The organism is Brevundimonas alba (assembly GCF_011927945.1).
GTDB lineage: Bacteria > Pseudomonadota > Alphaproteobacteria > Caulobacterales > Caulobacteraceae > Brevundimonas > Brevundimonas alba.
The window spans coordinates 729,787-754,253 of sequence record NZ_JAATJM010000001.1 but is presented as its reverse complement, the minus strand read 5'-3'; the positions used below and the strand labels follow the sequence as shown (position 1 = coordinate 754,253).

The window sequence follows — 24,467 nt, the reverse complement described above, 5'->3', positions numbered from 1 at the left end:
GCGCCCCCTGTTCTGGCGGGCGGTTTAGGCCAGAATGGCGCCGACGGGTAGAGGCCGCGCCCGTTCCAAGCTAGACTGGCGCCATGATCCGCACGCTGAATCGCCTGTTCGTCGATCACCCGCGCGAGGTGGAGGAGAGCTACCTCCACCATATGGCGGCGTCGTCGCGGTTCGGCTTCCGCCTGCTCAAGCTGGCGGGTTGCGCCTTCCTCCACGCCCTAGTCCCCGGCCTTCACAAGGCGACCGTCTCGAAGGCGGTCTGTTGCATGGCCGAAGAGCTGGACGGCCGCGCGAAAGAGGCCCGCGAGTGCCGCATGCGCGACGCCGGCGTCTGGGATCCGGGCCTCTGACCCCGACCAAAGGCCCTCTCTCCGGCGTTCGCGTCCTCGACCTCAGCCGGGTGCTGGCCGGGCCATGGGCGACGCAGACGCTGGCCGATCTCGGCGCCGAGGTGATCAAGATCGAACGACCCGGCGCGGGCGACGACACCCGCATGTGGGGCCCCCCGTTCACGACCAAGGCCGACGGATCGAAGGGCGATGCCGCCTATTTCCTCTGCGCCAACCGGGGCAAGAAGTCGGTCGAACTGGACATCGCCACGCCGGAGGGGGCGGAGATCGTCCGGGAACTGAGCAAATCCTGCGACGTGGTGGTGGAGAATTTCAAGACGGGCGGGCTGAAGAAGTACGGCCTCGATCACGCGGCCCTGTCGGCCGTCAATCGCCGGCTGGTCTATTGCTCGATCACCGGCTTCGGCCAGAACGGGCCGGACGCCCACCGCGCCGGCTACGACTATATGATCCAGGCCATGGGCGGGCTGATGTCGGTCACCGGCCAGCCTGACGGATCGCCGGGCGCCGAGCCGATGAAGGTGGGGGTGGCGGTGGTCGACCTGTTCACCGGCCTCTACGCCTCCAACGCCATCATGGCCGCCCTGCTGCATGCCCGGGCGACGGGGCAGGGCCAGCATATCGACATCGCCCTGTTCGACGTGCAGGCGGCGATGCTGGCCAATCAGGCGGCGAACTTCTTCGTCGGCGGCAAGGCTCCGACGCGGATGGGCAACGCCCACCCCAACCTCGCGCCCTACCAGCCCTTTCCGTGCACGGACGGAATGGTGGTCATCGCCGTGGGGAATGACGGCCAGTTCCGCGCGCTGGCGCAGGCGCTGGGCGCGGCGGGCCTCGGCGCCGATCCGCGCTTCACCACCAACGCCCTGCGTATCGAGCACCGCGCGGTGCTGACCGCCGAGCTCTCGGCCCTGACCGCAGGCCTGACCATGAAGTCGCTGATGACGGCGCTGGAGGGGGCGGGCGTGCCCTGCGGCCCGGTCAACACCATCGATCAGGTCTTCGACGAACCGCAGGCGAGGCACCGGGGGCTGGAGGTGACGCAGAGCCGAGCCGACCTTTCCGCCCCCGTCCGCACCGTCGCCTCTCCGATCCGCATGTCCGCTACGCCGGTGGTCTATGACCTGCCGCCGCCGGCGCTGGGCGAGCATACGGACGAGGTGCTGAAAAGGCTCGGGAAAGCCTAGTAGCGCAAGCCGCCAAAAAGGCAGCCAGCCACGGGAAAGACCACGAAGGCGAGAATCACCACGACGGTCCCGACCTTTTTCGACCAGCCCATGGCGCCGGTGATCTCATGCTCGTGCAGATCGCCGACTTTTCCATCGACCGCATCGATCCGCCAGTCTTCGCTGGTGTCGGTGAATTCGCCCGCGCGTATCCGCTCGATGAGCCGCCGCGCGGTATCGATCTGATCATGCGGCGCGACGACCCGGACGCCGCCGATCGCAATCAGCAGGTCCGGGTTGATCGTGGCCATGTCGCGGTCAGGCAAACGGGCGGCGATGCCGTGCGTCCGGAGCACGGCTACAGCCAGTTCGCCCTCGGGGAGGGTGGAGAAGCGCGCGACCTCGTATTCGAGCGCCATCCCGTCCCTACAGGTCCAGCAGCGCCCGCGCCGGGTCTTCGAGCAGTTCCTTGACGCGGACGAGGAAGGTCACCGCCTCCTTGCCGTCGACGATGCGGTGGTCGTAGCTGAGGGCCAGGTACATCATCGGCCGGATCACGACCTCGCCGTTCACCGCCATCGGGCGCTGGACGATGTTGTGCATGCCGAGGATGCCGGACTGCGGCGCATTCAGGATCGGCGTCGACATGAGCGAGCCGTAGGTGCCGCCATTGGTGATGGTGAAGGTGCCGCCCTGAAGGTTTTCCAGCGTCAGGGCGCCGTCCCGGGCGGCCTTGCCCAAGGCGGCGATGCCCTTCTCGATCCCCGCCAGCGACAGCTGGTCGGCGTCGCGCAGGACCGGCACGACCAGACCCTTCTCGGTGCCGACGGCGATGCCGATATCGTAGTGGTTCTTGTAGATGATGTCGGTGCCGTCGATCTCGGCGTTGACGGCCGGGATCTCGTGCAGCGCTTGGACCACGGCGCGGGTGAAGAAGCTCATGAAGCCCAGCTTCACGCCGTGACGCTTCTCGAACACGTCCTTGTACTGGGTCCGCAGGGCCATGACGTTGGTCATGTCCACCTCGTTGAAGGTGGTCAGCTGGGCCGCGGTGTTCTGCGATTCCTTCAGACGGCGGGCGATGGTCTGGCGCAGCCGGGTCATCTTGACCCGCTCCTCGCGCGGCTGATCCGCGCGCGGCGTGGCGGCCGGGGCCGCAGCAGCCGGAGCGGCGGCCTTCGGCGCGGCGTTGATGGCGTTCAGGGCGTCGCCCTTGGTGATGTTGCCCTTGGGCCCGGTGGCCTCGATGGCCTTCGGATCGAGGTTGTTCTCGCTGACCACGCGCTGGACGGCGGGCGACAGGTGCGGCGCATCCGATTTGATCTGGGCCGAGCCGGCGTTGGCCGACGGCGCGGGGGCTGCGGGGGCTGCGGGGGCCGGAGCGGCGGCGCCGCCCGAGGCGGAGATGGAGCCGATCTGCTGGCCCGGGGTGACGGTCGAGCCGGCCTCGGCGGCGATGGTCAGGACGCCGGCGGCGGGGGCGGACACCTCGACGGCGACCTTGTCGGTCTCGATCTCGACCAGCAGTTCGTCCTTGGCGACCGTGTCGCCCGACTTCTTCAGCCAGGTTCCCATCGAGCCCTCGGCGACGCTCTCGCCCATGGTCGGGGTCATGATCGACACGGCCTCGCCCGAAGCGGCCTCATCCGGCGCAGCGACGGCCGGCGCGGCGGCGGCGGGCTCAGACTTCGGCGCCTCAGCCTTGGGAGCCTCCGCCTTCGGCGCGGCGGGAGCGGCGGTTGCACCCTCGCTGACCACGCCCAGCACGGCGCCCGGGGTGACCGTCTCGCCGTCGGCGGCCTTGATCTCGGCCAGCGTCCCATCGGCGGGCGACACCACTTCCAGCGAGACCTTGTCGGTCTCCAGCTCGACCAGGACCTCGTCCTTCTTCACCGGATCGCCGGCCTTCTTCGTCCACTTGCCGATGGTGGCTTCGGTGACGGATTCGCCGAGGGCGGGGGTCAGGATATCGGCCATGGGACAGGCTCTCTCAGGTTCGTTCGTTTGTCATCCCGGAAACGGCGGAGCCGTTATCCGGGACGGGTTCAGGCGAAGGCGTCGGTCAGGAAGGCGTCGAGTTCTTTCAAGTGCCGGCTCATCAGGCCCGCGGCGGTCGAGGCCGAGGCCGGGCGACCGACGTAGCGGGCGCGTTTCGCCTTCACGTTCAGCTTCTCCAGCGTCAGCTCCAGCCACGGATCGACGAAGGTCCAGCCGCCCATGTTCTTCGGCTCTTCCTGGCACCAGACCAGCTCGGCGTTCGGGAAGCGGGCCAGTTCGGTCATCAGAGACTTCATCGGCCACGGATAGAACTGCTCGAGACGCATCAGATAGACGTCGTCCCCGCCCTTGCCCTCGGCGACGTTCTTCTCGCGGCGGTCCAGCAGGTCGTAATAGACCTTGCCCGAGCACAGGACGACGCGGCGGATATCCTTGTCGGCCCGGATCGTGATGCCCGCCGCTTCGGGACGCGTCTGGGCGTCGTCGTGCAGCACGCGGTGGAAGGAGCTGCCCTCGGCCATGTCGGCAATGGTCGAGACCGCCTTCTTGTGACGCAGCAGCGACTTGGGCGTCATGATGATCAGCGGCTTGCGGAACGGCCGATGCATCTGGCGGCGCAGGATGTGGAAATAGTTGGCCGGCGTGGTGCAGTTGGCGACCTGGATATTGTCCTCGGCGCACTGCTGCAGGAAGCGTTCGAGGCGGGCCGAGGAGTGCTCCGGTCCCTGACCTTCGTAGCCGTGGGGCAGCAGCATGGTCAGGCCGCACATGCGCAGCCATTTGCGCTCGCCCGAGGTGATGAACTGGTCGATCACCACCTGCGCGCCGTTCACGAAGTCGCCGAACTGGGCTTCCCACATGACCAGCGTATTGGGGTCGGTCAGGGCATAGCCGTACTCGAAGCCCAGCACCGCCTCTTCCGAGAGGGCCGAGTCGATGACCTCGAACTCCGCCTGGCCTTCGCGCAGGTTGTTCAGCGGGACGTAGCGGGCCTCGGTGGTCTGGTCGACGATGCCCGAGTGGCGCTGGGAGAAGGTGCCGCGCACCGAGTCCTGACCCGACAGCCGGACCGGGAAACCCTCGTCCAGCAGCGAGCCGAAGGCGAGGCTCTCGGCCGTGGCCCAGTCGATGTTCTGACCGGTCGTGATCATCTCGCGCCGGCCGTCCATGACGCGCTTCAGCGTCTTGTGCATGTCGACCTGGTTCGGGATGGTCGTCAGACTGTGGCCGAGGTCGGTGAGCTTGGCCGCCGGCACCGAGGTGGCGCCGCGGCGCTCGTCGCCGTCGGGCAGGCCGATGCCCTGCCACTGGCCGTCCATCCAGTCGGCCTTCTTGGCCTCGAACGACTTGCCGGCCTCGAACTCGGCGTCGAGGAAGGCCTCGAACCGTTCGACCTCGGCGTCCACGGCGGCCTGGTCGATCACGCCCTCGGCGATCAGGCGGGCGCTGTAGATTTCGCGCGTCGAATGCAGGGCGCGGATCTTCGAATACATCAGCGGCTGGGTGAAGGTCGGGTCGTCGCCCTCGTTGTGGCCGAAGCGGCGGTAGCAGAACATGTCCACCACCACGTCCTTGTGGAATTTCTGGCGGAACTCGGTGGCCACCTTGGCGGCGAAGACGACCGCCTCCGGATCGTCACCGTTGACGTGGAAGATCGGCGCCTGGACCATCAGGGCCACGTCGGACGGGTAGGGCGACGAGCGGCTGTTGCGCGGGCTCGTCGTGAAGCCGATCTGGTTGTTGATGACGAAATGCAGGGTGCCGCCGGTGCGGTAGCCCTTCAGCCCCATCAGGGCGAAGCATTCGGCCACCACGCCCTGACCGGCGAAGGCGGCGTCGCCGTGGATCAGCAGCGGAACGACCTTGGAGCGGTCCAGCGCCCACTGCTCTTCCGGCTGGCCCGCATTGGCCTCGCGGATGTCGAACGCCTGTTTGGCGCGCGCCTTGCCCAGCACCACCGGATTGACGATCTCGAGGTGCGACGGGTTGGCGGTCAGCGACAGGTGGACGTTGTTGCCGTCGAACTCGCGGTCCGAGCTGGCGCCCATGTGGTATTTGACGTCGCCCGAACCCTCGATGTCGGACGGCACGGTCGAGCCGCCCTGGAACTCGTGGAAGATGGCGCGGTAGGGCTTGCCCATCACCGCCGCCAGGGTGTTCAGCCGCCCGCGGTGGGCCATGCCGAGGACGATCTCGTCGACGCCCAGCGCTCCGCCGCGCTTGATGATCTGCTCCAGCGCCGGGACCATGGCCTCGCCGCCGTCCAGACCAAACCGCTTGGTGCCCGGGAACCGCTTGTGCAGGAACCGCTCGAAGCCCTCGGCCTCGATCAGCTTGTTCAGGATGGCCAGTTTGCCTTCCTTGGTGAAGGCGTTCTGTTCGAACTTCTCCGCACCCTCGAACCGTTGCTGCAGCCAGGATTTCTCCTCCGGCTCGGCGATGTGCATGAACTGGATGCCGATGTGGCCGCAGTAGGTGCGCTTCAGCAGCGCCAGCACCTCGCGGATCGTGCCGGTCTGCAGGCCCAGCACCCCGTCCAGATAGATCGGCCGGTCCAGATCGGCCTCGCTGAAGCCGTAGAACTCCGGCGTCAGCTCGGGATTGTGGGTCGGCTGCTCGATGCCCAGCGGATCCAGCGTCGCCTGCAGGTGACCCCGCACGCGATAGCTGCGGATCAGCATCAGGGCGCGGATCGAATCATGGGCGGCGGCGCGGATGGCCTCGGCGGAAACGCCGGCCGACGGCGCGGCCTCCGCCTTGGCGGGCGCGGCGGCTCCGGCCTTTTTCGGATCCGGCTTCGGCGCAGGCCAGCGGCCGTCGAACACGGCGGCGTCCTCGCTCGGCTCCGACACCGGCGACCGGCCCCACGAGCCGGCCCCGCTGGCGGCGATCACCGTCTCGGCGTTGTCCCGCAGCTGGTCGAAGAAGGCGCGCCACTCGGCCGAAACCGACGCCGGATCGGACGCCCATTTCTCGTGCAGATCCTCGATGAACGAGGCGTTCGAGCCATACAGGAAGCTGGTCTCGGCAAAGACCTGGTTCAGCCGACCGGCATCGTCCGCCATCGTATCGTCACGTCCCTAAGGCGGCGCGCGCACGTCTGCCCGCGACCGGCGCCGCTGATATAGGCGCTGTTTCCTTATCGGTCATGACCGAATGGCGGCGAAAGGGTCGAATTTCGCCGGAATCGGGAGAAATTCGTCAGTCTCGTGCCCCACTACTGGGACAAGAAATCAGCCCTTCAGCACGTCCACCAGCGTCGCGCCCAGACGCGCCGGCGAGGGCGAGACCCGGATGCCGGCGGCTTCCATGGCGGCGATCTTCGACTCCGCATCGCCCTTGCCGCCCGAAACGACCGCGCCGGCGTGACCCATGGTGCGGCCCTTCGGCGCCGTCCGGCCGGCGATGAAGCCGACCATCGGCTTGGAGCGGCCGCGCTTGGCTTCGTCGATCAGGAACTGGGCCGCGTCCTCCTCGGCGCCGCCGCCGATCTCGCCGATCATGACGATCGACTTCGTCTCGTCGTCGGCGAGGAACAGCTCCAGCACGTCGATGAACTCCGTGCCCTTGACCGGGTCGCCGCCGATGCCGACCGCCGTGGTCTGGCCGAGGCCCTCGTTCGAGGTCTGGAACACCGCCTCATAGGTCAGGGTGCCCGAGCGCGAGACGATGCCGACGTTGCCCTTCTTGAAGATCGAGCCCGGCATGATGCCGATCTTGCACTCTTCCGGGGTCAGGATGCCGGGGCAGTTCGGGCCCAGCAGGCGGGATTTCGACCGGTCCAGCCGCGCCTTGACCCGAACCATGTCCAGCACCGGGATGCCCTCGGTGATGCAGGTGATGAACGGCACCTCGGCCTCGATGGCCTCGATGATGGCGTCCGCGGCGCCCGCCGGCGGAACATAGATCACCGTCGCGTCGGCGCCGGTCGCATCCTTCGCCTCGGCCACCGAGGCGTAGATCGGCAGGCTCTCGCCCTCGGACCCGTGCCAGATCTCGCCGCCCTTCTTGGGGTGCACGCCCCCGACCATCTGGGTGCCGTAGTAGCGCAGGGCCTGTTCCGTGTGGAACGTCCCGGTCTTGCCGGTCAGGCCCTGGACGATGACCTTGGTGTTCTTGTCGACGAGGATGGACATGGATTTTCCGGAGGGTGATCTGAGTGGGGTCGGCGTCGGGGAAGGTCAGTTCGCCGGGCGGTTTCGGGCCAGTTCGTAGCGGAAGTTGGTGGGCTGGCTGGAAGCGAGGATCGCATAGCCGGCCGTCAGCGGTGCGTCCGCGGCCGGAGCGACCTTGCGCCCGTCACGGATCTCGTAGGTCCACATCCGCAGCGGGCCTTCGACGCGTTCGGGCGGCAAGCCGACCCATTGCTCGATCTCGGGCGCCGCGTCCCAGACCTGGGTCTGACGGAAGCCGAAGACGTCGCACACGTCCGTGGCGATCTCGGAGTCGCTCTCCGGAGACTGTCCGGTCATCAGAACGAAGATGCCGTTCGGCGTGGCCGCCAGCCGACCGCGGGCGCCGACCGCCTGTATCGCCGTCGCCAGTTCCCGGAGACGCTCGGTCGGGATTTCGCCCCAGCCCGCCGCCTCGGCGGCCGCCAGCGCCAGCGTGGCGTCGCCGTCCGTGTCGAGGCACATCCGCTTGAACAGGTCGAAGGACCCGTCGGCCGCCGCAGGGCTCGCCGCGAGCCCGAGCGCCGCAATCGCGAAGACGAAGAACGAACCGCGGCGCATGAGACGATCGCCTCCGGCGCCTCTGGTGCTCTTGTCGACGAGGATGGACATGGGTCAGCGGCCAGTTGGGTAGTTGATGGAAAGTTCGAGATAGGATCGTGCAGAGAACGAGGATGCGTGGATGCGGCTGCCGTCGGCTAGATCCCACACCTTCACCTCCATGCCGGGCGGTATTCGATAGGTCGACATGTCGGGCCGGGCCCCCTCGCCCAGCGCTGCCCCGTTGACGGGAAGCGCCGAAACCGTCTGTTCCCAGCCTGGGCGGGTTTCGATCCCGTCCACGGCGCAGATCACCTGCGCAGGCGTCAGACCATCCTCCGAGGCGGGGTAGCCCGAGAGACGCACCACGGCGCCGCTTTCGATCCAGTAGCCGACCTGCCAGCCCCCCGCGGGCGGCGATCCGCCTTCAACCGAGTCCCACCCCTTCGCCTTGGCCAAGGCAGCCAGAGCCTCCCGATCACCCCGCACCCGCAGACAGGCGATGTCGAAGGCCGTCAGCGCCGAGGCGACCGGTTCCGCCTGAGCCGCCGTTATAACGCTCGAGGCCAGCAGGGCGAGAAGTAGGGACACCTAGCCGACCGCCGCCACGATCTTCTGGGCCGCGTCGTCGAGGTCGTCGGCCGCGGTGATGGCGAGGCCGGACTCGTTCAGGATGCGCTTGCCCTGTTCGACGTTGGTGCCTTCCAGACGCACGACCAGCGGCACCTTCAGCCCCACTTCCTTCACCGCCGCGACCACGCCCTCGGCGATGACGTCGCAGCGCATGATGCCGCCGAAGATGTTGACCAGAATGCCCTGCACGGCCGGGTCGGCGGTGATGATCTTGAAGGCCGCCGCGACCTTTTCCTTGGAGGCGCCGCCGCCGACGTCGCAAAAGTTGGCGGGCTCTTTGCCGTACAGCTTGATGATGTCCATCGTCGCCATGGCGAGCCCGGCGCCGTTGACCATACAGCCGATGTTGCCGTCCAGGGCGACGTAGGCGAGGTCCCATTCCGAGGCCTCGATCTCCTTGGCGTCTTCCTCGGTCTCGTCGCGCAGCGCCTTCATGTCCTCGTGGCGGAACAGGGCGTTGCCGTCGAAGCTGACCTTGGCGTCCAGCACCCGGAGGCGGCCGTTCTCCATGACGATCAGCGGATTGACCTCCAGCATCGACATGTCGGTGTCGATGAAGGCCTTGTAGAGGATCGGGAACAGGCTCTTGCCGTCCTCGGCCGCTTCCCCGGTCAGGCCGTAGGCGGTGTTGATCTCGTCGACGTTGGCGGGCGTGACGCCGGCCTCCGGATCGATGTCGATGGTGACGATCTTCTCGGGCGTGTCGTGGGCGACCGCCTCAATGTCCATGCCCCCCTCGGTCGAGACGACGAACGACACCCGGCCGGTCGAGCGGTCGACCAGCAGTGAGCAGTACAGTTCACGGTCGATGTCGGCGCCGTCTTCGATGTACAGGCGGTTGACCTGTTTGCCGGCCGGGCCGGTCTGGGCGGTCACCAGCGTATTGCCCAGCATTTCGCGGGCGTTCTTGACCACGTCCTCGATGGAGAAGGCCAGACGCACGCCGCCCTTGGCGTCCGGGCCCAGCTCCTTGAACTTGCCCTTGCCGCGCCCGCCGGCGTGGATCTGCGACTTCACGACGTAAAGGGGTCCGGGCAGCTGCCTCGCCGCGGCTTCCGCCTCGTCAGCCGAGGTGATGGCCACACCGGCCGCGACCGGAGCGCCGAAGCCCTTCAGGACCTGCTTGGCCTGATACTCGTGAATGTTCATGGATCGACGCCTGACCGCTTGGGGGAGGGATTGCGGGGCTTATAGGCGCGCGCCCTTCGCAGGTGCAACCGGCGCGGCGCCTCAATCCACCCAGTCCCTCTTCAGCGTCCGCGAGGCGCCGATCAGCAGGGCCGAGGCCAGCAGGTAGAAGCCCATGCCGGTGTAGATGGCCCAGCGCAGGCTCTCGTCTCCGAAGCGCGGCGCCAGCAGATCGCTCATCCAGCCGAAATAATAGAAGCCGACGGCCAGCCCGAGCAGGTTGTTGATCAGCAGGAACAGGGCCGAGGCGGTGGAGCGCATCGCCGCCGGAACCAGATGCTGCACCGCCGCCGTCACCGGTCCCAGCCACGCCAGGTTCAGCCCGGTCGGGATCAGGAAGATGAGGAAGGCGAGGATCAGCTGCTGGAGGTTCGATCCCCCGCCCGGCAGAACCAGACCGATCAGCCAGGGCGAGTTCATCGCCAGGATGAAGCAGGGGGCCGAGATCAGGAAGGCGATTGCCGGGGTCAGGGGATAGGCCCCTTTGCCGCGCTTCGACAACTTGTCGGCGATGGCGCCGCCCATCCAGATACCGAGCGTGCCGCCCACCAGCGCGATGCCGGCGTAATACCAGGCGGTCTGCTGCAGGGTCAGGCCGAAGCTGCGCATGAAGAACAGCGGCAGCCAGCCCGCGACGCCGTAGCCGCAGATGGAGGACGAGGCCGCGCCCAGCGCCAGCAGCCAGAAGCTGGGCTTGCGGATCACCACCGAGGCGGTGCTGCGGGCGATCCGGAGCGAGACGCCGATGACCAGCGCCAACAGACCTCCAAAGCCCCAGGTCAGACCGGCGACCTGCTGGTCCATGACCAGATACTGAACCGCGCCCCACGCCAGCGCGGCGGCGCCGATCGTGAGCATGACCATCGAGGCGATGCTGCCCGCGCGGCTCGTCACCGCCGCGGCGGGAGCGGCTTCAGGCGTTCCGCGGGCTGCGGCGGCCGCGGCGTCCGTGCCGCCGCGTTTCGGATCCCGCACCGTCAGGCGCAGCAGCGGCGCCAGCAGCAGGCCCAGCAGGCCGACGACAATGAAGGCCGTCTGCCAGCCATACCGCGCCGCCAGCAGACCGCCCACGAGGGTGCCCGCGGCCGTGCCGATCGGAATGCCGAAGGCGAACACCGCCAGCGCCCGCGCGCGCTGCGACGGCGGGAAATAGTCCGACAGCAGGGAATAGGCCGGGGCCACGCCGCCGGCCTCGCCGACGCCGACGCCCATCCGGCACAGGAACAGCTGGGTGAACGAGCCGGCCAGTCCGCACAGGGCGGTGAAGCCGCTCCAGACCGCCAGGGCGCCGGTCATGATCCAGACCCGGCTGAACCGGTCCGCCAGCCACGCCAGCGGAATGGCCAGGGTCGAATAGACCGAGGCGAAGGCGATCCCGCCCAGCAGTCCGAACTGGGAATCACTGAGCTGGAAATGCGCCTTCAGCGGTGCGGCGAGGATGCCGATGATCTGCCGGTCGAGGAAGTTCAGCGCATAGATCAGCACCAGCACCGCCAGAACGTAATAGCGGTAGCCCGGGCGAACGGGCGCGGCGGCGGCCGTGTCGGTCATGGCGTTTCCCTCGACTTGGTCTTGTTGTTGGCCGGAACGGTAGCGGGGCCGTGGGGCGGCGTAAAAAGAAAAAGGGCGGCGGCTCAGGTGAACCGCCGCCCGTGATCAGATGCGATCAGGCTTCAGGAGTAATCAGGATCAGAACTTGACACCGACGCGGAAGGTGAAGGTCCGCGGCGCGCCGTAGAAGGCGATGATCGAGTTGCCGGTCGCCGCGCCGGGGAAGCTGTAGCCGCCCGTCTTGTAGCGTTCGTCCGACAGGTTCTTGCCGTGGAAGCCGACGGTCCAGCGGTCGCTGGCCGAGGTCCAGACGGCGCTGGCGTCGTACATCCAGTAGGCTTCCTGATCGAGCAGGGGAGCCGGGGTCTCGAACTGCTGGTAGTCGCCGCGATAGGCGGCCGACGGCGTGAACGCCAGGGTGCTGCCGTCCTCGAGCCAGTGGGTGTAGGTCGCGCTGATCGAGCCCGTCCACTCCGGCGTGTTCTGGAAGTTACGCGAGTCCGACACGTCCACGAAACAACCGACCAGAAGGGGGCAGGTCGTGTTCAGGGGGCCCGTCGGGATATAGGCCAGGAACTCGTCGAATTGGGCGTCGATGTAGCTCAGCATGCCGTTGATCACGAGGTTGTCCGAGGCCCGCAGCGAACCTTCGAATTCCCAGCCGCGGATCGAGGACGAACCGACGTTGTCGACGACCGAGGCGACGGTGGCGCCGGCCGGGTATTGGGTCGTGATCTGCTGGTCCTCGTACGAGGAGTCGAAGACCGCGGTGGCGAAGCTGAAGCGGTCGAACAGACGGCCCTTCAGGCCCAGTTCGATCGTCTCGACGGTTTCCGGGTCATAGCCATTCACCGTGTCGGGATAGAGCACGGCGTCGCCGCGCATGTCGAAGCCGCCCGATTTGAAGCCGCGGCCCCACGAGGCGTAGGTCGTCAGGTCAGGGCTGATTTCGTAGGTGACGCTGACGCGCGGCGTGAACTCCTCGAACTCCCGCGTGTCGGTGTAGTTGGTCCGCGGCGCGCCCAGCGGAATGGCGGCGGCGTTGCCGAAGAACGGGCTGCGGATGCCGAGATACTGCTGGCGGAAGACCGTGCCGGTCTTCTCGTCGTGGGTGAAGCGCCCGCCGACCGAGACCGACAGCTGGTCGGTCACGTCGTAGCTGAAGTCGCCGAACGCCGACCAGCTCTTGGTGTCGACGCTGCCCGAGGTCAGGGTCGTCAGGTTGAAGGCGCCGACGACCGTGTCGAACGCGCCCGAGGCCGTGGCGTCGAGATAGTAGACGCCCGCGACGCCCGACCAGCGGTCGCCTTCGAACAGCGCCTGGAACTCTTGCGAGAACTGGTCGTCATCGTACTGCGCCGGGATGTCGAGGGTCGGCGTCGGCAGGTTGTCGAAGTCGATGTTGCCGCGCGTGGAGCCGTCACGGTAGGCCGTGATCGACTTCAGGGTCAGCATGTCATTGACCGTGTATTCGCCGGTCAGCGAGATGCCGCGCGTCTCGACGTCGTTCTTGTCGCCGGCGCCGGCGCGGGTGTCGTATTCGTCGTCGAGGATCGGCGCGAACTCGCGGTGACCGTGACGGGCGTTCGAGCTGTCCTGGACGTAGTCCGCGGCAAGGCGGAAGAACAGGGCGTCCGCCGGCGTCCATTCGATGCTGGCGCGGGCGGCGGTCACGTCCTTGTTGTAGTGCTCGGTGCCGGTGGTCAGGTTCTCGCCGAAGCCGTCGCGCAGATAGCGCGCCACCGAGGCGGAGATGCCGACCGTGTCGCTGACCGGGCCGGAGATGCTGCCGACGGCGTCGAACTGGTTGTAGCTGCCGTAGGCGCCGCGCAGCGAGATTTCGGGATCATCACCGATGCGCCGCGTCACGTATTTGATCGCGCCGCCGATGGTGTTGCGGCCGTACAGCGTGCCTTGCGGGCCGCGCAGGACCTCGATGCGTTCGATGTCGAAGATGTCGAGCACCGCGGCCTGCGGACGGGCGACATAGACGTCGTCGATGTACAGGCCCACGCCCGGGTCGAAGCCCCACAGCGGATCCTGCTGGCCGACGCCGCGGATGAAGGAGATCAGGGTCGAGTTCGAGCCGCGCGCCGAGTTCAGCGTCAGGCTGGGCGTCGAGCGGGCCAGTTCGGTGATGTCGATCGCGCCCTTGTTTTCGAGGGCTTCGGCAGTGAAGGCCGTGACCGCGACGGGAACGTCCTGCAGCGCTTCCGCGCGGCGGCGGGCGGTGACGACGATCTCGCCGATGTTGGTGGCGTCCTGCGGCGCGGCGGCCGCGGTGGTTTCGGCGTCCTGCGCCAGCGCCGTGGTCGAGAGCGCGCTCCAGGCGGCCCCCGCAAGCAAGGCAGTCTTAACGTAGCGGTTCATGTGAAGCCCCATTCCTGTGATTTCCGGCCCGTGACGCTTTTTATTCAGCGTTCAATGATTTTCCGGGAACGTAACCGTTTTCGCCCCGCTGTCAAACCGTGGCGCTTGTGCGGCGGCCGCCCTCGCCGGACTGTGGCGCCGTTGCCATGACGCCCTGACGCGGCCTAGCTTCCCGGCATGACCAAGCTCGACGCGCCCGCCGCCGACACCGCCGCCGCCCCCGCACGGCGCGGCCGTCCCTCGAAGGCAAAGGCCGAGGGGACCGCCGACACCCGCGAGTCCATTCTCGACGCGGCCGAGGACCTGTTCTCGAAACACGGCTTCTACGGCGTAACCATCCGCGAGGTGGCGCGTGAGGCCGGTGTCGATACCGCGCTGGTGCACTATTATTTCGGGGCCAAGCGTGCCCTGTTCGACGCCGTTTTCCTGCGCCGGGCCGAGGTCTGGAACAATGAACGGGTCGACGCCATCAACCGCTACGCCCGCGATCCGGGGCCGGACGGCATGACGCTGGAGGGGCTGTTCGAGGCCTTCCTGCGGCCCCCCTTCCAGTGGTCGCTGAAGGGCGGGCCGGGCTGGAAGCACTACGCCGCCCTCGTGGCCCAGACCAACGCCAACCCGACCTTCGGCGGCGAGACCATGGCCCGCTATTTCGATCCCGCCATCCGCCGCCTGATCGAGCTGATCAAACAGATCATGCCCGAGGCGCGCGAGGTCGACCTCTACTGGGCCTATCACAACCTGTCGGGCGCCCTGACCCTGACGCTGGGCGAGACCGGCCGCCTCGACCGCCTGTCCGGCGGCCTGTGCCGCTCCGGCGATCTGGAGGCCGCCTGCGACTACATGATCCGGTTCGCCGCGGCCGGTTTCCGCGCCGTCTGCGTCCCGGCTCCGGCCCGATGAGCGACGCGCGGCCGTCATCCGATGCAGTGCGTATCTCGGTCGACCGCGGTCTGATCCGCGGCGTGGCGGTGGCGCTGGCGGGCGGGGCGGTGCTGGCCCTGACCGGCGCCTTTGGCATGGACGACACCCCGATCGGCGTCCGCCTCGTCTACTGGGAGCCTATCATGCTGATGGGAGCCTTGTGGGGCTACCTGTGTTCGCGGCTGGTCGAGCGCTGGATCGACCTCGACCGTCGGCCGTGGCTGGCGGCGCTGGTGCTGACCCTGGTCATCTCGGGGCCGCTGTCGGTCATGGTCTGGGCGGCGACCAGTCTGATCTTCCACCACGACCATGCCATGGGCCTCGTCCGGCTGCCCGATTTCCTGGGCCCCGTGACCCTCGTCACCGCGGTGCTCAGCGCGCTCAACGTCTTCCTGTCGCGCGCTCCGGTCCAGACCCACGCCGCCGCCGTCGGCGCCGCGCCCGCCCGCTTCCTCGACCGGCTGCCGTTCAAACTCCGTGGAGGGACGCTCCACGCCGTCGAGTCCGAGGACCACTATCTGCGCATCCACACCGACCGCGGCTCGGACCTGATCCTGATGCGCCTCTCCGACGCCCTCGCCGAACTCGAAGGCCTCGAGGGCGCCCAGACGCACCGCAGCTGGTGGGTGGCCAGGGATGCGGTGCGCGGCGTCACACGCGGTGACGGCCGGGCCACCCTGACGCTGGAGGGCGGCGTCGAGGCGCCCGTCAGCCGCCGCTACGCGAAGGCGCTTCGAGACGCGGGCTGGTACTAGCCCGCCCAGCATCCATGGAAGCCCGCCGGCAGGGCCACGTCCGCCCGCCAGCTCGCCACCGGTCCGTCCGCCACCCGACCGGCTTCGAACACGTGCAGCTCCGTCACCCCCTCCGTCAGATTGATCGACGGCGCGACCAGCCAGGCCTCGGCCTCTCCTGACCGGCCCGGCTTCGGCACGAACACCGCCTCCTCCATGATCTGCCGGTCGCCGAAGTCGAAGGCGTCCGATCGTCCGGTCTCCCAGTCATGCACCGCAAGGCCCGTCGGCAGCGGCCGTCCGCCGGTCTCGCCGGCGACGTGGGCGGTCAGGCGGCGCGGCAGGCCGGCCCGGCGCGGATCGCTCTTCGGGAATTCGCCCGTGACGCCCGAGCGGACCATCTCGGCCCGACCGTCCGTGTGGAGGGTGACGAGCGACAGCACCGCCGGCTCGCCCGGCACGGTCCCGCGCTGCTCGACCAGCACCCGCGCCCCGTCGATGGCGAAGGCCACGTCCTTGCCCGCCGCGACATCGAAGCGGATCGTCCCCGACCCGTCCTCCCACGCATCGCCGAGATGGAAATAGCTGAAGGTCGGCAGGTCGAAGATCCGCCGCCGGCTCAGGTCGGCCTTGTCGACCACCATCACCTGCGTTCCCAGCTCCGGTTTCCAGGCGAACTGCGAGGCGTAGGGCATGCCCCGGTGCTCGAACACCCAGGGCTGCAGCACGATCACCAGATGCCGCGCGGTGGCGGTGAAGTCGTGCATGTAGCTGGCGCGCGGCAGGTCGATCAGTTGCGCCGTATGCAGACTGCGGTCCGCGTTCAGGCGCCAGACGATGGCCCTGTCGCCGTTCAGCCCGATGTTCCAGATCGTGCCGTCCGGGTCGTAGCGGGGGTGGGCCTGGAACGGCATCCCTTTCAGATCGTCGCGCAGGCTGACGAAGCGGCGCGTCGACAGGTCTGACGCAGCCATGGCCATCGGCGAGCCGCCCTCCCACAGCGCCCAGACCTCGTCCCCCGCCACCATGACGGCGGTATTGGCGGCGTTGGCGTCGTCGTTCGATCCGATCCGGGCCCGCCCGTCCCCGGCGGTGCCGAAGCCGGGCGTGACCACCGCGTCGATCTCGCTCTCGAAGCGCCGCTTGGGCGTGTCGGCGAACCGCGCCTCCAGCGTCGCCTGGCCGTCGCTGAGGCGGAAGGCCCGCATCAGGCCGTCGCCGTCGAACCAGTGGGTGGCGCTGCCGCCGGGTCGCCGGAACTTGCCCGGGCCGTTGCGGAACAGCGCCCCCTCCAGCCCGGCGGGCGCCCGGCCGTGCACCAGCCGCATGGCGCGGGGCGCGATATCGCCCTCCAGATCGGCGGTGGCGAGCGCCCAGTCCGCGGTCGCCTGCATGGCGGCCATGGCGCGGACGGTCTCGGGCGTGACGACGGCGGCCGACAGGGCGGCGGCGCCCATTAGAAAGTTGCGGCGGGAAGCGAGCATCTGGACCTCGAAATCTGAACGGGAGGGCGGCCTCAAGCAGCGAGCCGCCGCGCGGCGAGCGATAGGCCGCTAGCGAAGCTGGATCGTCTGGGCCGCGTCGCCCGAGACGGTGAAGCGGGCGCGCTCCCAGCTGGCCGGGCCCATGTTGCCGACCGCATTGTTCGAGAAGGCGTAGGGCTCGACCGGAATGCCGAACGGATTGGTGTTCATCTCGCCGTCGCCGTTCACGTCGTGAAACGCCTTGGCCGCATAGTCGCCGGCCGGCAGGTCCTCGAAGGTGGCGACGGTGTTTCCGCCGGCGACGTCGAGCATCATCGAGCCGACCGGGCGTCCGCCGTTGTAGGCGGCGGCGGAGTCGTAGAGGGCGACCATCACCGAACCGGTCCGGGCGCCGGTCTCGAAGGTCAGGGCGACCGTGTTGTCGCGGGCGGCGTCCTGAGCCACGGCGGGGGCGGCCAGCATCAGGCCGGCGGCGACGGACAGGGCGAGAAGATTCAGGCGGTTCATGCGGTCTCTGTTGCGGAGAAGCCCGACGATCGGGCCTCGACGCACTGACCGTTGCTCCGCTCCGGACCGGACGCCACAGCGGATGCGGGGACCGTCGCGCCGCCTTCGCCAACGGCGGCGCCCGTCCATTCGCGAAGCGCGAACGACCGCGCGATCAGAGGCCCTTGTCGGTCTCCGGCCGCTCGTCCATCGCCTCATCGGCCGTGGGAGGCGAGATCTCGTCAGCCACCGGATCGGCCTCCGGCTGCGCCGCGGCCCGCGGGGAGCTGAAGTCCCCGCCCGCCTTGCCGCCAAACTGACGTCGCAGCCACGCCCACGCCGCCCCGGCCCCGACGAGCAGGAAGACGCCGCCCTTCTTCAGGACCAGAAACAGGATGCCCAGCAGACCCGCCTTCTTGGCGAGGGCCACGGCCGCGCCGCCGGCGATAAGACCGGCGACACCGTAGGTCGCTTTCTTGTCGACGCCCTCTCGATAGTCGGCGTAGCGCGCGCCTTCATTGAACGAGGCGGTGTTCATCAGCTGCGTCGCGGCGGCCCCGACATCGGCCAGATCCGCCATGTCATCGACGATGTTCATGCTCAGCACGCCGGCGCGCCCCAGTACCCGCACGTCATAGTTCAGGGTGTGGTCGGGCGCGTCGCTGAAGGCAAGCTCCTTGGCCCAGATCAGATTGTGCTTCTGGCCGTCGTAGGAAGGCTGCTGCGCCCAGCCGACCAGATTGATCGCCGGATATCCGTCCGCGGTGCGCGCCCGGTTGTCCTCTTCCTCGCCCTGCCTGAGCTGTGTCAGCAGCTCCGAATAGTTGATCTTGCTGGCGTCCTCGTCCGAGACATAGCCGTCGCCGACATAGGTGATCACCGCCCCCCAGGTGTCGTCGTAGAAGGCCTTGTCCTTGGGGAACACCATGCCGAGCACGCCCTGCACCGACGACGGCGGATTGCCCCAGCCCTCGGTCAGCACCCGCGCCGCGTCCTCCGCATTGAGGAAGTAATAGGCGTCGCCCAGCGCCAGCGTCGCTTCGGCGGCGGGGATCGCCACCGTGCCGGTCTGCGGCTTCAGGCTGTCCTGCAGCGCCTCCAGCCGGCGCACCTCGGTCTGCTGCTCGGGCGTCAGCGTCTGCGGCGCGGCCGTCGCGGCGCCGGTCGTGAACAGGCCAAGCGCCAGCAGCAGCGCCGCGAAAAGTTTGCGGATCATGTGAACTCCCCCTGCGGCCAACCTGCACCATTGGTTGCATGCTGACCAGAGGGCTCGCTCAGGTCGGCGGCGGCGTCCGCGTCCGAATACGCCGCTTCATCAGCCGGTCCGACAGCGCCTCGGCGTGCTTCAGGGTGAAGGCCAGGGCGGCGGGGTTGCCCCGGCGGGGTCCCACCGTGTCAGCCACCACCGCGCCCCGCTCGCCCATGCCGACCGGCGTCCCCGTAGTCGTGTCGATCGCCGTCTGGTGCTCGACCTCGGCGTTCAGCTCGGCGCCCATCAGGATGATCTGCACGCTCAGCCAGGTCCACAGCAGGAAGCCCATCATCGCCGCCAGCGGTCCGTAGGAGTCGATCTTGACGAAGGTCTGCAGATACCAGCTGAAGCCCAGCGACAGCGCAACGCTGAGGAGGGAGGCGAAGATCGCGCCGGGCGTCAGCCAGCGCCAGCGCGCCCGCTGCCGGCACGGGCCGAACCGGTACACCACGGTCAGGGAGGCGACGTAGACCAGCAGCAGGATCGGCCATCTGAGCGGCGCCAGATAGGCCCACTCCTCGGTCAGGCCGAACAGGCCCAGCACGACCGGCACGCCGACCACCATGCCGGCCGCGACCAGGATCGCTCCTAGGCCGGAAACGGTGAAGGCCATGCAGACCAGGTTGTACTTGAAGATGTTGCGCTTCTCGACCTCGTGGTAGGCGATGTTCAGGCCGTAGAAGAGCACCTTGATCGCCCCGTTCGCCGTCCACAGCGACAGGCTGAGGGTCCACAGCAGGGTGAAGGTCAGCTGGGTGTTCGAGTTCTCGGCCAGCCTCTGCATCTCGCCGGACAGGAAGGTCGCCACCCCCGTCGGCAGAACCGAATAGAGGAAATACAGCCGCGCCACCGCATCGTTGGGGTCCGCGAACAGGCCGTAGATGGTCACGAACGCCGCCAGCGTCGGGAACAGCGACAGCACCACGAAGAAGGTCACGCCGCCCGAGACGAAGCCGACCCGGTCGCCGAAATAGGAGGCTCCGACGCGCCAGAAGATGTCGACCCACCCCTTGTGCGGAATATGCTCCGGCCGCTGCGCCAGCCGTCCCCGGCCGGGCTCCTGCGCCTCGAAATCCTCGGGCGTGGGCGCGGCGGGGACGACCGGCTCGGGCCGCGCCGGCCGCAACTCCAGCCCGTATTTGTGTCCCCGGGTGTAGAGCAGGTGCGCCGCGCCCGCGCCCGCCGCCAGCCCGCCTGCCAGCGCCCCGACCACGCCCCAGATCCCGAGGCCCCCGTTCCGTCCAGACTGTCGTTTCTGCATTGGGGCGACAACGGCTCCGGTGCGGCCGCGTTCCTGCGCCGCCCCGCTTGATATCCGCGCAAAGCCGCGCCAAGGCCAGAGCATGACTGACGCCGCTTCCGCTCCCACCCTCGTCACCGCCTGGAAGGCCGCCGCCGCCCGCCTCAAGGAGGGGCGGATCGACAGCCCCTCGATCGACGCCCGCCTGCTGCTGGAGGTCGCCGCCGGCTGTTCGCGCACCGACATCCTCGCCGACCCCTACCGGGCCGTCACCGCTGACCAGCAGGCCGCGCTGGACGGCTTTGTCGAGCGCCGCCTGCGCCGTGAACCCGTGTCGCGCATCCTCGGCCGGAAGGGCTTCTGGAAGATCATGCTGAACGTCACGCCCGACGTGCTCAGCCCCCGCCCCGACTCCGAGGCCATCCTCGACGTGGTGCTGCTGGCCTATCCGCCGAACAAGGCGTTCGAGATGATCGATCTCGGCACCGGCTCGGGCGCCATCCTCCTGGCGACTCTGGCCGAGCGGTTCGGCGCGCGCGGGGTAGGCACCGACATCTCGTTCGAGGCGCTGGCCGTGGCCAAGGAGAACGCCACCAACCTGGAGCTCGACAACCGCGCGACCTTCCTGCGCACCGAATGGGCCGCGGGCTTCGGCGACCACAGCTTCGACGTCGTCGTCTCCAATCCGCCATACATCCCGTCGGGCGACATCCCCGGCCTCGACCCCGAGGTCCGCGATCACGATCCCCTCCTGGCGCTGGACGGCGGACCGGACGGCCTGACCGCCTATCGCGAGCTGGCCCCCGAGATCATGCGCATCCTCAAGCCCGGCGGCCTGTTCGCCGTCGAGATCGGCTGGGACCAGGGCCCGCAGGTCAAGGCCCTGTTCGAGGCGGCGGGCTTCGAGAACGTCATCGTCGTCAAGGATCTGTCGGACCGCGACCGCGTCGTCACCAACGGCCCGGATCCGCGCACCAACCCCGTCCCGAAGATGTGAGGATGACGGGGCGGGTCCGAGAATAAGCCCTTGGAAACCGCCCCCGCACACGCTAAGTCTTTTCCTGTCTCCCACCCAAACCGCACGACTTGGACCGCTTCAGGCCCATCCACGCGCGCTCAGGGCAGTGACGGTCCGATCACTCGATCGGGCGGACCACGGGGCGGCACGGATTTCCGATCACATCGTCAGCGAGGATTGGCCTCGCGCGAAGCGGAACGACGAAACGGACGGCTTCAGGCGGCATCACGCGCGCCGGCCCGTCCCTCAAGCAAAGCACGGTAGCGTCCGATGAGAGATTTCAAGGGCATGAAGCGTCAGCGCGGACGCAACAGGAAGCCCGGCGGCGGCGGGGGCGGCAACGCCAACGCCACCAACCCGAACCGGTCATGGGACTCGCAGGGCCCCGAGAACATCAAGGTCCGCGGCAACGCCCAGACCGTCTACGAGCGCTACATGCAGCTGGCGCGCGACGCCTCGGCCGCCGGCGACCGCGTTCTGGCCGAGAACTATACCCAGCACGCCGAACACTATTTCCGCGTCCTGCGCGCCCTCCAGCCCTCGCGCCCCGTGTCCGAGATCGCCCAGCGCGAACTGGCCGGCCAGGGCTTCGACATCGATTTCGAAGACGAGACGGGCGCCCAGGCCGCCGCCATCATGGCTGCCGAGAAGGCCGAGGCCGACCGCGTCGCCGCCGCCGAAGCCCGCCAGCGCGAGCAGGACGAGCGCCAGAACGACCGCTCGTATGACCGTCCCAATGACCGCCAGTCCGAACAGCCGCGCCGCGAATGGCGCGATCGCGACGACCAGCCGCGCGAACCCCGCGAACCCCGGGACCAAGCTCCCCGCGATCAGGCCCCGCGCGCCGAGGGCGAAGGCCCGGTCGGCGAGGGCGGCCGCCGCGAGACCCGCCGCGAACGCTGGGAACGCCGTCAGCAGGAGCGCAATCAGCGCTTCCAGAACGAACGCGCCGAGGCTGGTCAGGACGGTCCGTCCGACGACGAAGGCGAGGCCGCTCCGGCCGCCGAAATCCGCGAGCCCGAGGCCGCACCGGCCCGCGCCGAACGTCCGCAGCGCGAGCGCCGTCCGCGCCGCGACGAGGCCGCCGCAGCCGACGACGGCCCCTCCGCCCTGCCGGGCTTCCTGACCCGCTCCGCCGCTCCCGCGCCTGCGCCCGCGACGGACGGTCCGCCGGAAGGCGGCGAGGCCGAGGCCCCCGCGCCCAAACGCCGCGCGCCGCGCCGCAAGGCCGAAAAGCCCGCCGACGAAAGCTGACGAAACCTCGACCGGCAGGCGAGGGCGCTTGACGCCGCTCGCCCGCTCCGGCCAAGGAACCCCTGTACGTTTCCGGACACCCGCGGCGCTCATCACGCAGGCGGCCGGTCCGCGATCCTGTGGGAGAGCCGCATGTTTCGTCTGTTCCGGCCGTCGGTGCTGATCGTTCTCGCCGCCGCCTCGATTTCCGCCTGTGCGTCCACCCCCGCGCCGCCGCCCGTGCCCGACGCGCCCGGCTCCGGCCCCGTGCTGCGCGACTGGCGCGGCATCGTCACCGCCGCCGACCGCGACCGCTACAACCGCATTGACGCCGCTTGGTCCCTCGCCCTGCAGCAGGCCCGCCGCCAGCGCGGCTCCGGCGACCTGGAGTCGACGGGCGACCTGATCGACCCGCGCGCCGCCCGTCCCGGCGCCATGCCGCCCGCCGGCGACTATCGCTGCCGCACCGTCAAACTCGGCTCGCAGGGCGGCGAGGACGGCCTCGGCTATGTCGTCTACGACTGGTTCGCCTGCCGCATCGAGCGCACGCCCAACGGTCTGAAGTTCACCAAGGTGAGCGGCAGCCAGCGTCCCTCCGGCCTGCTGTTCCCCGAGAATGACCGGCAGATGGTTCTGCTCGGCTCCATGTCGCTGGCGTCCGAGCCGCCTGCCAACTCCTATGGCCAGCGTCCCGACCGCGACCTGATCGCCGTGCTCGAGCGGATCGGCGAGCGCCGCTGGCGGCTGGTCCTGCCGTGGCCGCAGTATGAGTCCAACCTCGACCTGATCGAGCTGGTCCCCGCCTGACGCGCATCTGAACCCGGGCCCGGCTCAGCCGTTACGGCGGCTCAGCCGTATGGAGACTGCCCGATGCGGACCCTCGCCGCCGTCGCCTCGCTCGCCGCCCTGCTGGCCGCCTGCAGCCAGCAGCCCGCCCCCTCGACCAGCGATCCGGGCACGACGCCGAACGACGGGGTCACCCGGCCCGAGACCGCGCCCGCCGCTGCGCCCGCGCCTGTCACGCCCGCTACCGGCGAACAGGGCGGAACCTCGGACTGGCGTCAGGTCGCCTCGCCCGCCGACGCCTCCGCCCTCGGCCGCCTGGATCAGGCCTGGCGCCTCGCCCGCGCCGAGGCGGAGGACGCCGGTTTCGCCGAACAGGTCGAGGCCCTCGGCCCCCTCGTCGATCCCAATGCGGGTCAGGCCGGCCGCCTCCAGCCCGCCCCCGGCGCCTACCGCTGCCGCACCATCAAACTGGGCGCGAAGAGCCCGGGCGGCCTCGCCTACGTCGCCTATCCCGGCTTCCGCTGCACCGTCGAGCTGACGCCCGGCGGCGATCTGGTCCTGACCAAGACCACCGGTTCCCAGCGCTCGCGCGGCCTGCTCTATCCCGACACCGACCGCCGCCTCGTCTTCATCGGGGCGCAGGCCTGGGGCGCGGACGAGACCGGCTATCCCGCCTACGGCCAGATGCCCGAGCGCGACCAGATCGGCGTCTTCGAACGCATCGGTGCCGAGCGCTGGCGGCTGGTCATTCCGTGGCCGAAGCAGGAAGCCAAGCTCGAGATCCTCGAACTGACGCGCTGACGCCGGCTTGACCCCCGCGGGCGACCCGGCGAGTCTGGGTCCGACGCGGACATCCCGCGTCCAGTCTTCAGGGGGTCGCCATGCGCGGATTCAGTCTCACCATCGGTTCGGTCATCGTCATCGCCATCCTCGGCGCGATCGTGCTGGTCGGCCTGCCGACCTACAACGTCTATTCCAAGCAGATGGCCGGCAAGGCGGCCTATGAGCAGGCCGTTCAGGACCGCCGCATCCGCGTGCTCGAGGCGCAGGCGGCTCTGGACTCCGCCCAGCTGACCGCCCAGGCCGAGGTCGCCCGCGCCCGCGGCACCAACGAGGCCAACCGGATCATGTCCCAAAGCCTCGGCGGCCCCGACAACTACCTGCGCTGGGCCTATATCCACATGCTGGAGGAGACCGCCGGCAAACAGGGCCGCGAGATCATCTACATCCCGACGGAAGCCGGCATGCCGATCCTCGAGGCGGGACGCCGACCGGCTCAATAGCGCCGGCGCGGGGAACGTCATCGCGCGGCGGACGCTGGAACAGGCGCCCGCCGCGACAC

The 24,467-nt window shown here is 68.9% G+C and carries 22 protein-coding genes; 9 read left to right on the top strand and 13 right to left on the bottom strand.

From position 1 onward, the window contains the following. The first annotated feature begins 83 nt into the window (after positions 1-83). Positions 84-350 (top strand): DUF6356 family protein, encoded by a 267-nt coding sequence (locus tag GGQ87_RS03720; protein ID WP_168045351.1) that lies wholly within the window; start codon positions 84-86, stop codon positions 348-350. After that, positions 308-1,537, top strand: coding sequence for a CaiB/BaiF CoA transferase family protein (locus GGQ87_RS03715; protein ID WP_342448294.1), 1,230 nt, complete (start codon positions 308-310; stop codon positions 1,535-1,537). Before GGQ87_RS03720 ends, GGQ87_RS03715 begins: the two co-directional genes overlap by 43 nt. Here the strand turns inward: GGQ87_RS03715 and GGQ87_RS03710 are convergent. The 9 genes from GGQ87_RS03710 to GGQ87_RS03670 form a co-directional block, all read right to left on the bottom strand. Continuing rightward, positions 1,534-1,935, bottom strand: coding sequence for a putative signal transducing protein (locus GGQ87_RS03710; RefSeq protein ID WP_168045350.1), 402 nt, complete (start codon positions 1,933-1,935; stop codon positions 1,534-1,536). The genes GGQ87_RS03715 and GGQ87_RS03710 overlap by 4 nt on opposite strands. 7 nt (positions 1,936-1,942) lie before the next feature. Continuing rightward, positions 1,943-3,493: a 2-oxoglutarate dehydrogenase complex dihydrolipoyllysine-residue succinyltransferase gene (gene odhB / locus GGQ87_RS03705; RefSeq protein ID WP_168045349.1), complete on the bottom strand. Its 1,551-nt coding sequence runs from the start codon at positions 3,491-3,493 to the stop codon at positions 1,943-1,945. 68 nt (positions 3,494-3,561) lie between these two features. Then, positions 3,562-6,579 carry a 2-oxoglutarate dehydrogenase E1 component gene (locus GGQ87_RS03700; protein ID WP_168045348.1) on the bottom strand — a complete coding sequence of 1,006 codons (3,018 nt, stop codon included), beginning with the start codon at positions 6,577-6,579 and terminating at the stop codon, positions 3,562-3,564. 168 nt (positions 6,580-6,747) lie between these two features. Next, positions 6,748-7,650, bottom strand: coding sequence for a succinate--CoA ligase subunit alpha (gene sucD / locus GGQ87_RS03695; protein ID WP_168045347.1), 903 nt, complete (start codon positions 7,648-7,650; stop codon positions 6,748-6,750). A gap of 45 nt (positions 7,651-7,695) precedes the next feature. Next, positions 7,696-8,247 (bottom strand): hypothetical protein, encoded by a 552-nt coding sequence (locus tag GGQ87_RS03690; protein WP_168045346.1) that lies wholly within the window; start codon positions 8,245-8,247, stop codon positions 7,696-7,698. Between the two features lie 54 nt (positions 8,248-8,301). Further along, positions 8,302-8,817, bottom strand: coding sequence for a hypothetical protein (locus tag GGQ87_RS03685; RefSeq protein WP_168045345.1), 516 nt, complete (start codon positions 8,815-8,817; stop codon positions 8,302-8,304). Further along, on the bottom strand, positions 8,818-10,008 hold the full coding sequence (sucC, locus tag GGQ87_RS03680; RefSeq protein ID WP_168045344.1) for an ADP-forming succinate--CoA ligase subunit beta: 1,191 nt from the start codon (positions 10,006-10,008) through the stop codon (positions 8,818-8,820). Between the two features lie 81 nt (positions 10,009-10,089). Beyond that, positions 10,090-11,598: a spinster family MFS transporter gene (locus GGQ87_RS03675; RefSeq protein ID WP_168045343.1), complete on the bottom strand. Its 1,509-nt coding sequence runs from the start codon at positions 11,596-11,598 to the stop codon at positions 10,090-10,092. 138 nt (positions 11,599-11,736) lie between these two features. Then, entirely contained in the window at positions 11,737-13,968 is a 2,232-nt protein-coding gene (locus GGQ87_RS03670) for a TonB-dependent receptor (RefSeq protein WP_168045342.1), read from the bottom strand. A 177-nt stretch (positions 13,969-14,145) separates the two neighbouring features. Here GGQ87_RS03670 and GGQ87_RS03665 point away from each other — a divergent pair, with 177 nt between their 5' ends. Together GGQ87_RS03665 and GGQ87_RS03660 are read left to right on the top strand one after the other, a co-directional pair. Next, complete coding sequence (locus GGQ87_RS03665) at positions 14,146-14,871, top strand: TetR/AcrR family transcriptional regulator (protein WP_168045341.1); 726 nt, start codon at positions 14,146-14,148, stop codon at positions 14,869-14,871. After that, positions 14,868-15,647: a LytTR family DNA-binding domain-containing protein gene (locus GGQ87_RS03660; protein WP_168045340.1), complete on the top strand. Its 780-nt coding sequence runs from the start codon at positions 14,868-14,870 to the stop codon at positions 15,645-15,647. Before GGQ87_RS03665 ends, GGQ87_RS03660 begins: the two co-directional genes overlap by 4 nt. On the opposite strand, the gene GGQ87_RS03655 is transcribed toward GGQ87_RS03660, so the two are convergent. The 4 genes from GGQ87_RS03655 to GGQ87_RS03640 form a co-directional block, all read right to left on the bottom strand. Further along, on the bottom strand, positions 15,644-17,110 hold the full coding sequence (locus tag GGQ87_RS03655; protein ID WP_168045339.1) for a carotenoid oxygenase family protein: 1,467 nt from the start codon (positions 17,108-17,110) through the stop codon (positions 15,644-15,646). The two genes, GGQ87_RS03660 and GGQ87_RS03655, sit on opposite strands and share 4 nt — an antisense overlap. Before the next feature lie 69 nt (positions 17,111-17,179). After that, positions 17,180-17,617, bottom strand: coding sequence for a DUF2141 domain-containing protein (locus GGQ87_RS03650; RefSeq protein ID WP_168045338.1), 438 nt, complete (start codon positions 17,615-17,617; stop codon positions 17,180-17,182). A gap of 154 nt (positions 17,618-17,771) precedes the next feature. Continuing rightward, on the bottom strand, positions 17,772-18,812 hold the full coding sequence (locus GGQ87_RS03645; protein ID WP_168045337.1) for a DUF2167 domain-containing protein: 1,041 nt from the start codon (positions 18,810-18,812) through the stop codon (positions 17,772-17,774). Positions 18,813-18,870: 58 nt separating this feature from the next. Beyond that, the gene (locus GGQ87_RS03640; RefSeq protein WP_342448293.1) at positions 18,871-20,061 is read right to left on the bottom strand and encodes a YihY/virulence factor BrkB family protein; all 1,191 of its coding nucleotides are present in this window, start codon (positions 20,059-20,061) and stop codon (positions 18,871-18,873) included. A gap of 130 nt (positions 20,062-20,191) precedes the next feature. On the opposite strand from GGQ87_RS03640, the gene prmC reads away from it, so the two are divergent. The 5 genes from prmC to GGQ87_RS03615 all read left to right on the top strand — a co-directional run bounded on the left by prmC (position 20,192) and on the right by GGQ87_RS03615 (position 24,408). Then, positions 20,192-21,085: a peptide chain release factor N(5)-glutamine methyltransferase gene (prmC, locus tag GGQ87_RS03635; RefSeq protein ID WP_168045335.1), complete on the top strand. Its 894-nt coding sequence runs from the start codon at positions 20,192-20,194 to the stop codon at positions 21,083-21,085. Between the two features lie 291 nt (positions 21,086-21,376). Then, positions 21,377-22,360 (top strand): DUF4167 domain-containing protein, encoded by a 984-nt coding sequence (locus tag GGQ87_RS03630; RefSeq protein ID WP_168045334.1) that lies wholly within the window; start codon positions 21,377-21,379, stop codon positions 22,358-22,360. Positions 22,361-22,492: 132 nt separating this feature from the next. Beyond that, a complete protein-coding gene (locus tag GGQ87_RS03625) occupies positions 22,493-23,146 on the top strand; it encodes a DUF4893 domain-containing protein (RefSeq protein ID WP_168045333.1) in 654 nt (217 codons plus the stop codon). Positions 23,147-23,209: 63 nt separating this feature from the next. After that, positions 23,210-23,926 carry a DUF4893 domain-containing protein gene (locus tag GGQ87_RS03620; RefSeq protein WP_168045332.1) on the top strand — a complete coding sequence of 239 codons (717 nt, stop codon included), beginning with the start codon at positions 23,210-23,212 and terminating at the stop codon, positions 23,924-23,926. Between the two features lie 80 nt (positions 23,927-24,006). Next, positions 24,007-24,408, top strand: coding sequence for an SPFH domain-containing protein (locus GGQ87_RS03615; RefSeq protein ID WP_168045331.1), 402 nt, complete (start codon positions 24,007-24,009; stop codon positions 24,406-24,408). Positions 24,409-24,467 lie beyond the last annotated feature (59 nt).

What these genes read in the sequence shown, in the direction of transcription:
- GGQ87_RS03720 (WP_168045351.1), top strand. Translation starts at nt 84, where the DNA reads ATGATCCGCACGCTGAATCGCCTGTTCGTCGATCACCCGCGCGAGGTG.
- GGQ87_RS03710 (WP_168045350.1), bottom strand. Translation starts at nt 1,935, where the DNA reads ATGGCGCTCGAATACGAGGTCGCGCGCTTCTCCACCCTCCCCGAGGGC.
- odhB (WP_168045349.1), bottom strand. Translation starts at nt 3,493, where the DNA reads ATGGCCGATATCCTGACCCCCGCCCTCGGCGAATCCGTCACCGAAGCC.
- GGQ87_RS03700 (WP_168045348.1), bottom strand. Translation starts at nt 6,579, where the DNA reads ATGGCGGACGATGCCGGTCGGCTGAACCAGGTCTTTGCCGAGACCAGC.
- sucD (WP_168045347.1), bottom strand. Translation starts at nt 7,650, where the DNA reads ATGTCCATCCTCGTCGACAAGAACACCAAGGTCATCGTCCAGGGCCTG.
- GGQ87_RS03690 (WP_168045346.1), bottom strand. Translation starts at nt 8,247, where the DNA reads ATGCGCCGCGGTTCGTTCTTCGTCTTCGCGATTGCGGCGCTCGGGCTC.
- sucC (WP_168045344.1), bottom strand. Translation starts at nt 10,008, where the DNA reads ATGAACATTCACGAGTATCAGGCCAAGCAGGTCCTGAAGGGCTTCGGC.
- GGQ87_RS03675 (WP_168045343.1), bottom strand. Translation starts at nt 11,598, where the DNA reads ATGACCGACACGGCCGCCGCCGCGCCCGTTCGCCCGGGCTACCGCTAT.
- GGQ87_RS03670 (WP_168045342.1), bottom strand. Translation starts at nt 13,968, where the DNA reads ATGAACCGCTACGTTAAGACTGCCTTGCTTGCGGGGGCCGCCTGGAGC.
- GGQ87_RS03665 (WP_168045341.1), top strand. Translation starts at nt 14,146, where the DNA reads ATGACCAAGCTCGACGCGCCCGCCGCCGACACCGCCGCCGCCCCCGCA.
- GGQ87_RS03660 (WP_168045340.1), top strand. Translation starts at nt 14,868, where the DNA reads ATGAGCGACGCGCGGCCGTCATCCGATGCAGTGCGTATCTCGGTCGAC.
- GGQ87_RS03655 (WP_168045339.1), bottom strand. Translation starts at nt 17,110, where the DNA reads ATGCTCGCTTCCCGCCGCAACTTTCTAATGGGCGCCGCCGCCCTGTCG.
- GGQ87_RS03650 (WP_168045338.1), bottom strand. Translation starts at nt 17,617, where the DNA reads ATGAACCGCCTGAATCTTCTCGCCCTGTCCGTCGCCGCCGGCCTGATG.
- GGQ87_RS03645 (WP_168045337.1), bottom strand. Translation starts at nt 18,812, where the DNA reads ATGATCCGCAAACTTTTCGCGGCGCTGCTGCTGGCGCTTGGCCTGTTC.
- prmC (WP_168045335.1), top strand. Translation starts at nt 20,192, where the DNA reads ATGACTGACGCCGCTTCCGCTCCCACCCTCGTCACCGCCTGGAAGGCC.
- GGQ87_RS03630 (WP_168045334.1), top strand. Translation starts at nt 21,377, where the DNA reads ATGAGAGATTTCAAGGGCATGAAGCGTCAGCGCGGACGCAACAGGAAG.
- GGQ87_RS03625 (WP_168045333.1), top strand. Translation starts at nt 22,493, where the DNA reads ATGTTTCGTCTGTTCCGGCCGTCGGTGCTGATCGTTCTCGCCGCCGCC.
- GGQ87_RS03620 (WP_168045332.1), top strand. Translation starts at nt 23,210, where the DNA reads ATGCGGACCCTCGCCGCCGTCGCCTCGCTCGCCGCCCTGCTGGCCGCC.
- GGQ87_RS03615 (WP_168045331.1), top strand. Translation starts at nt 24,007, where the DNA reads ATGCGCGGATTCAGTCTCACCATCGGTTCGGTCATCGTCATCGCCATC.